Genomic DNA, 6959 nt, shown 5'->3' with positions numbered 1-6959 from the left:
ACCCCCCCGGCCCGCCGGCCGCGCCCGGGGCCGGGCCCCCCGGCCGCCCCCCCCCCCGGGACCCCCCCCGGGCGGGGCGCCCCCCCCTTGGGGCGGGAGCCACTGCCATGACCGGGAGGCTCAGGCCGCGCGCTTCGCGGGGAAGGCGTGCGTCCGGGCGGCGATCACCAGGGCGATCAGGGGGATCACGAGCAGCAGGACGGTCCACGGGAACGAGCCGGGTCCGGCCGCCGAGAGCAGGATCCCGCCGGCCACGCCACCGCCGGCCATGAACGAGTTCCAGACCGTGACCAGCAGCGCCTGTCCGCGGCTGCCGCCGGTGTTGGTGACCGCGGTCTGCAGCAGGGTGGCCAGGCCGCCCCAGCCGAGGCCCCACAGCACCATCGCCCCGTAGACGGCGACCGGGCTGCTGGGCGTCAGCGCCAGGAAGACCGCCGCCACCGAGAACAGGACGCAGCTGGCGATGGTCAGTTCGCGCAGGTAGCGGTCGATCAGCGTGCCGGTGATCCAGATGCTCAGCATCGAGGCGAGACCGAAGACCAGCAGCACGACGTCTCGGTTGTCGCCCATCTTGTTCTCGTCCAGGAACGAGGCGATGTACGTGTAGAAGGTGTTGTGGGCGAGCACGTAGGCGGCCACCACGACCAGGATGATCGACACGCCGGGCAGGCGCAGGGCCTGCAGGATCGGCTCACGGTTGCCCGCCTTCTGGCCCGGGTGGTCGGGCACGGACGCGATGATCCAGAGCAGCAGCAGTACGGTGACCGCGGTGATCAGGCCGAACGTCAGCCGCCAGCCGAACACCTTGCCGAGGAAGGTGCCCGCCGGGATGCCCAGGGAGAGCGCGAGCGGGATGCCGATCATGGTGATCGCGATGGCCCGGCCCACCAGGTGCGGCGGCGCCAGTCGGCGCGCGTACACCACGAGTTCACCCCAGACGGCGGCCGCGGCCACACCGGCGACGAGGCGGAAGCCCATGGTCAGGATGTAGTTCGACGAGATCGCGGTGACGGTGTTGGCGAAGATGAACGCCACCACCGCGACCAGGACCAGCTGCTTGCGGCGCCAGCCGGCCGTGGCGGCCGCCAGCGGGATGGCCGAGACGCCGGTGGCGATCGCGTAGATCGTCAGCGCCTGCCCCATCGCGGACTCGCTGACCGAGAGGTCACGCGCCATCTCGGGGAGCACACCTGCGGGCAGCGCTTCGGTCAGCACCATCACGAAGGCTGCCGTGGCCAGGGCCAACAGGGGGGACAGCGGGAGCTTGCGACTCTCCTCCGTATCAGGAGGGGAGCTTGCCGACAGCCCGGTCTGGGACGTTGCCATGCTTGTTACCTCAAACTCTCATACGAATGCGGATTCAGGACGCTGCGGTACGTACGGGGTGAGCCGACCACGGGTCGGAAGGCGGTTCGTGCACGCCAAAGCCCCCCGGCCCCGACGCAGCGTGCTGCCAGCCGCAACAACCGCCGGTCGTCCGGTCATCCCGTTTCTCGCAGAGATGATGGACTTATTTATGTTCTGGCGGAACCGGTGGCTGCCGCGAGGCCGGAACACACCACTCGGCGTGGGACTTCAGCGAGTTGACGAATCGTCAATCATGCAGGTCAAAGGCGCGGAGCGGTCGGCGGCGACGGGCGGGCGGGGCGCTGCGGGGGCGATCGAGGGGCGGCCGATTTCTGTGGCGAGACCGTCTCACATACTGGACTTCTTGCAGGAACCCACCTGCCCGGCGGGGCGAACGCCCCCACCGGGCAGGTGGATCAGGCCACAAGAACGGGAACCGGTCACCGGTGCCTAGGCCGAGACCTCGGACTGACCGAACGTCACCTCGTTGGAGAGGACGACCCCGTGGCTCTTGAAGTCGATGGTGATGCGGTCGCCGTGGGCGATCCGGAACCCGTCGTGGTAGCTGGCCTTGTCGGCGCCGAGCAGGACGTAGTTGACCAGGCCCGGCCGGCGGAGCGCCGGGTACTCGAAGAGGTTGTCCACCATGTCCTGGATCCGGAAGTACAGGGCGTCCTCGCCGCAGTCGAACGGCCCCTCCCAGGCGGGGACGCCGTCCCGCTCGATGACGACCCGGCCGGTCACCGAGGCCGGCGGCTCCCCGAGGAACAGCCACGGGGTGATCGAGGTGTCGCACAGCTTGCAGTACGGGTTCCAGCCCGGGTTCTGGATGTGCAGACCGATGTCGCACAGGTCGTTCCCGAACGTGTAGCCGACGTACCGCGGGTTGCCCGCGTCGTCGTTGACGTAGACGAGGGCGATCTCCGGCTCCTCGATCAGCGCCACCGACTTCTCCGGCACGACGAGGGGCTCACCGGGCAGCCGCAGCCAGGAACCGAAGCCCTTGAAGAACCAGTTCGGCGGCACGAACTCGTCGTCCTCGCCCGGCTCGCCCTCGAACTTCGACTTGTGGGTGCGCATGAAGCCGCTCAGCAGGGCGTTCCCGCTGGCCTCCGGCAGCAGCGGCGGCAGGTACTTCACCTGCTCCTCGCCGCCCTCGACGGTGATCGGCTCGACCTCGGCCTTGATCGCGGCGACGACCTCCTCGGCGCTCTCGGCGGCGATGAACTCGGCCTGCAGGCGGCCGTCGTTGACGCGGTACAGCGTCAGAGCCTGGCCGGGGGCGGGCTTCTCGAAGCCCACGTACCGCTCGCCCTGGTATTCGCATTCGAAGAGTATGGACATCTCGGTGGTCCTCCTAGGCTCGTTGGTGCGGTCGGCCCGGCAGGAGCCGGGTGGTGGACGGGGCGGTGAGGTCCGTGAGGACCTCGTCGACCCGGTCGATGGCGGCACGGATCCACGGCAGTGCGAGCGGATCGGCGGCGGCCAGGGAGGCGTGCTGCTGCTCCGCGGTCTCGCCGTAGAACCGGCTGGTGGCCGCGCGCAGCCGCAGCGGCTCGGCGGCCTCCCCGAACGCCTCGGCGCCCAGCACGCCGACGCCGTAGCGGTCGGTGAGCAGAGCGGCCAACTCGGTTCCGGTGCGCACCCCGTGGACGGCGTGGAGCTGCTCGCGCAGCGGCTCGAAGTCCGGGTACAGGTAGCAGGTGGCGCGGACCGGGGCCAGCACGGCCCCGGCGGCGGTGAACCGCTCCGCCGTCGCCCGGGCGACGATGCCGTGCAGCCGGCGCGAGGCGGCCACGTGCTCCACGATCTCCGGCGGCTCGCCGAAGGCGTAGGCGGCCGCCACCTGGACGGGAGCGGGCGGGCTGGACCAGATCTGGCTGGCGATGGCGAGCAGCCGCGCGTGCAGTTGCCGCCCGGCGCTGCCGTCGGGCAGCAGGGCGACCCCGGTGCGCCAGCCGCCGACCGCCAGGTTCTTGGTCAGCCCGGTGGTGACCACGGTGCGCTCGGGTGCGAACGCGGCCGGGGAGACCGCCGGGGTGGCCGGGTCGAAGACCAGGTCGCAGTAGATCTCGTCGGAGATGATGACGAGGTCGAGCTCCCGGGCCGCCTCTCCCAGACGCCGTACGGTGTCGGGCGAGGCGACGGCGCCGGTGGGGTTGTCCGGCAGGGTGACCACGACGGAGCGCGGGTCGTGCCCGGCGGCCCGGGCCGCGAGGACCGTCTCGCGCAGCAGGTCCGGGTCCGGCACCCCGCCCTCCCCCGCCACGACGGGCACCTTGAGGACGCGGGCGCCGACGAGCTCGGCCTGGGCGGCGTAGCTGACCCAGCTGGGCCGGGGGATCACCACGTCGCCGCCGACCGCCATGATCAGGGCGAACAGCAGGGACTTGCTGCCCGGCCCGGCGACGACCAGCTCCGGGTCGGCGGCCAGGGCGCGCCGCTGCCAGTAGCCGGCCGCCGCCGTCCGCAGGGCCGGGCTGCCGGCCACCGGGCCGTACGTCGCCCGGTCGGCGGCGGCCGCCAGCCGGGCCTTCAGCTCGGGGTGGACCGGCAGGCCGATCTCGCCGCTGGCCATGATCAGGACCTGTTCGCCGGCGGCGCGTCTGCGGGCGAGGGCCTCGTCGGCGGCCAGCGTCGCCGACAGCGTCACCTTCGCGGGCTCGGGCATGGGTGTGCTCCACGGATCGGAGGGGGGTTGGTGCCGGGGTCGGTACGGAGGGTGGCGCGGGAACGGGACGGGCCGGTCACTGCCCGCCGTAGCGGCGGCGCAGCTCGGCCTTGCGGACCTTGCCGGTGAGGGTCTTCGGCAGGGCGTCGACGACCACCAGGCGCTCCGGGAAGAAGCGCCGGTCCTGACCGGCTTCGGTCAGCTGGGCGTGGATCTCGGCCAGTTCGGGCTGCGCGCCGCCGGTGACGACCACCGCGAGGATCGGGTCGTCGGTCCGGCCGGTGGACCCGACCAGGGCGGTCTCGGTCACCTCCGGGTGCCGCGAGATGATCGCTTCGAGCTCCGTCATCGGGACGACGATGCCGTCGCGGATCAGGGCGTCCTTGGCCCGGCCGAGGATGCGGATGCCGCCGCGGCCGTCGTCGCGCGCCAGGTCCCCGGTGTCGAACCAGCCCTCGGCGTTGAACTCGGCGGCGAAGACGTCCTCGCGCTTGTAGTAGCCGAGGGCCTGCGCCGCGCCGCGCACCCGCAGCCGGCCGACCTGGGCGCGCTTGCCCGGATCGTCGCGGTCGTCGATGCGCAGCTCCATGGAGTCGATCGGCCCGCCGTTGCTGCTGGCCGCCCAGTCCTGGTTGTAGTCGAGCCGGGTGATGGTGACGGGCCCGAACTCGGACATGCCCCACACCGAGTAGGTGCGGGCCCCGAGGGTCTCGCGCACGTCGTCCACCAGCTCCTGGAGCACCGGCGCGGAGCCGGTGACGGCGTGGCGCAGGGTGGAGACGTCGCGCGGGTCGGCCCGCTGGGACGCCGCGATGTCCACGAGGGTGGACGGCGGACCGTAGAGGAGCGTCGCGCCGTACCGCTCGACCAGGTCGAGCAGCGCGGAGTTGCGCCGGACGTCCTGGAAGGCCACGGTGGCGCCGAGCATGACGCCGGTGAGGATGCCCTGGCCGAAGCCGGAGTAGTGGACGAGCGGGGTGGTGACGGCCGCGACCAGGCTGTCGTCGAGCAGGAAGGTGTCGGCGTAGCCGCGGACGGCCGCGTGGATGGTGTTCTGGCTGTGCAGCACCCCCTTGGAGACGCCGGTGGTGCCGGAGGTGAACAGCACCACGAACGGGTCGTCCGGGGCGAGTTCGCGCCCGTCCAGTTCGCCCGCGCGCTGCTCCTCCCACGGGACGCCGACGAAGTGGTCGTCGAAGGAGAGCGTGCCGGCGTCCCGGCCGCCGACCACCACCACGTGCTCCAGGGGCAGTTCGGCCTTCAGCGCGGTGAGGTGCGCGGCCAGCGGGTAGCCGTTCCACTCCGGGACGGTGATGCAGACCCTGGCGCCGGTGAGCTCCAGGCGGTGGCGCAGCTCCTCCTCCTGGCACACCGGGTCGATCGGGCAGATGACGGCGCCGACCCGGATGCAGGCGAACAGCAGCGGCACCATCTCCCACCGGTTGGGGAGCTGGACGGCGACGAACTCTCCGCGCTGCACACCGAGTTCGGCAAGTGCGAGGGCGAAGCGGTCGGTCAGTACGGCGAGTTCGGAGTAGTCGAGGGTGTCGGTGCGAGCCTCCCCGATCCGGCGCCCGGCGACGGCGAGCTTGTGCGGCCGCAGCCGGGCCTGCCGGCGCAGGTCGTCGAGGAAGGTCTCCTCACGCCACCAGCCGCGGCGCAGGTACTCGGCCGCGCTGTCGCGGACCGGGGCCTGCTCGGGGCCGGCGGGCGTGGTGGCGCTCATCCGCGCTCCTTGCGGCGGGCGGCGAGCAGCTCGGGCAGCGGGTCGCCCGCGCGGCCGGCGGCGATCTCCAGGAGGTCACGGGTGTTCTGCCGGACCCGGTCGCCGACCCAGTCGAAGACCCAGGCCTTGCGGGCCTCCGCCTCCAGGTGGAACGGGACGACCCGGGTGACGGCCAGGGCCGCCGAGCCGGCGCCGCCGATGTTGGCGATCACGCCCGGGACGATGGTGGCGCCGGCGGCCAGCACCTTGGCCTTGCCCTCGGCACTGGAGGCGAGGTTGCCGCCCTCGACCACGAGGCGCGGGCGCAGCCGGTGGGCGTTGTCGGCGTTGATCGCGTACTTCTGCGCGGCGAGGATCAGCAGGTCGGCGTCGACGTCGAGCCAGGCGTCCGGCTCGCCGGACTGGGTGACGCCCTGCGGCAGGCGGGAGCGGTCGATCCGGCCGAACTCGTCGGTGATGGCGACCAGGTCGGCCACCGGCAGCCGGTCCGCGCTGATGGTGCCCTGGACGTCGGCGACGCCCACCACGATGTGCCCGCGGTCCTCCAGGAAGCGGGCGACCGCGCGGCCCACCGCGCCGAAGCCCTGCACCACGACCCGGGCCGACTCGGTGCGGCCGCTCTCCTCCAGGGCGGTGACCGCGGCCACGCCCACCCCGTGCCCGGTGCAGTCGATCAGCGGCTCGTAGTAGGTGCGCCAGTCGATCGGCATGTCCGGGGCGCCCAGTCGGAAGCGCGGGTCGTAGCCGGCCTCCTCGAAGAACACGGCCCGGTCCGCGGGGGTGACGCCCATGTCGATGCCGAGGTGGATGCCGCCGTGCAGCAGCGGCTTCACGGTCCGCCCGAAGGTCCGGAAGGTCTCCTCGCGGTTGCTGCCGTCGGAGACGATGCCGGCCTTGGCGCCGCCGATGCGCAGCCCGGCGAGGGTGAACTTGTCGGTCATGTCGCGGGCCAGGCCCGCCACTTCCTCCTCGGTGACCCCGGTGGTCATCCGGGTGCCACCCATGGCCAGGCCGTCGACGAGGGAGTCGACGACCACCCAGCCCTTGATCGCGCCGCCGCTGCCGTTGAGGTGAACGGCGAATGCGGGTGCCTGGGTCTCTTCCACAGTCATTGCGAAGTCCTTTGGTACCTAGGTGGGTTCAGAAAGCCGACGGTGCGTCGCGCAGACGCGGCGGCCGCCCCGGGGAGGCACGGCCGCACACGCCTGCTGACGG

Annotated in this window: 5 protein-coding genes; all 5 read right to left on the bottom strand. The window is 72.4% G+C overall.

Annotated features, from left to right (window positions below; translation table 11 throughout):
* Nucleotides 1–120: 120 nt before the first annotated feature.
* Nucleotides 121–1326 (bottom strand): MFS transporter, encoded by a 1206-nt coding sequence (locus tag ACFVYI_RS08475; RefSeq protein ID WP_387882375.1) that lies wholly within the window; start codon nucleotides 1324–1326, stop codon nucleotides 121–123.
* Between the two features lie 471 nt (nucleotides 1327–1797).
* Entirely contained in the window at nucleotides 1798–2691 is an 894-nt protein-coding gene (locus tag ACFVYI_RS08470) for a fumarylacetoacetate (FAA) hydrolase (protein WP_387882374.1), read from the bottom strand.
* 13 nt (nucleotides 2692–2704) lie between these two features.
* Nucleotides 2705–4018, bottom strand: coding sequence for a pyridoxal phosphate-dependent aminotransferase (locus ACFVYI_RS08465; protein ID WP_387882373.1), 1314 nt, complete (start codon nucleotides 4016–4018; stop codon nucleotides 2705–2707).
* Nucleotides 4019–4094: 76 nt separating this feature from the next.
* Nucleotides 4095–5744, bottom strand: a complete 1650-nt coding sequence (locus ACFVYI_RS08460) for an AMP-binding protein (RefSeq protein WP_387882372.1) — start codon at nucleotides 5742–5744, stop codon at nucleotides 4095–4097.
* Nucleotides 5741–6856, bottom strand: coding sequence for a Glu/Leu/Phe/Val dehydrogenase dimerization domain-containing protein (locus ACFVYI_RS08455; RefSeq protein WP_387882371.1), 1116 nt, complete (start codon nucleotides 6854–6856; stop codon nucleotides 5741–5743). The genes ACFVYI_RS08460 and ACFVYI_RS08455 overlap by 4 nt, the downstream gene beginning before the upstream one ends.
* Between the last annotated feature and the right edge of the window lie 103 nt (nucleotides 6857–6959).

It is taken from the genome of Kitasatospora sp. NPDC058218, assembly GCF_042882445.1.
In the GTDB taxonomy this organism is placed as follows: Bacteria; Actinomycetota; Actinomycetes; order Streptomycetales; family Streptomycetaceae; genus Kitasatospora.
Note: the sequence above shows the minus strand (reverse complement) of the source record. Positions and strands in the feature narration are given on the sequence as shown.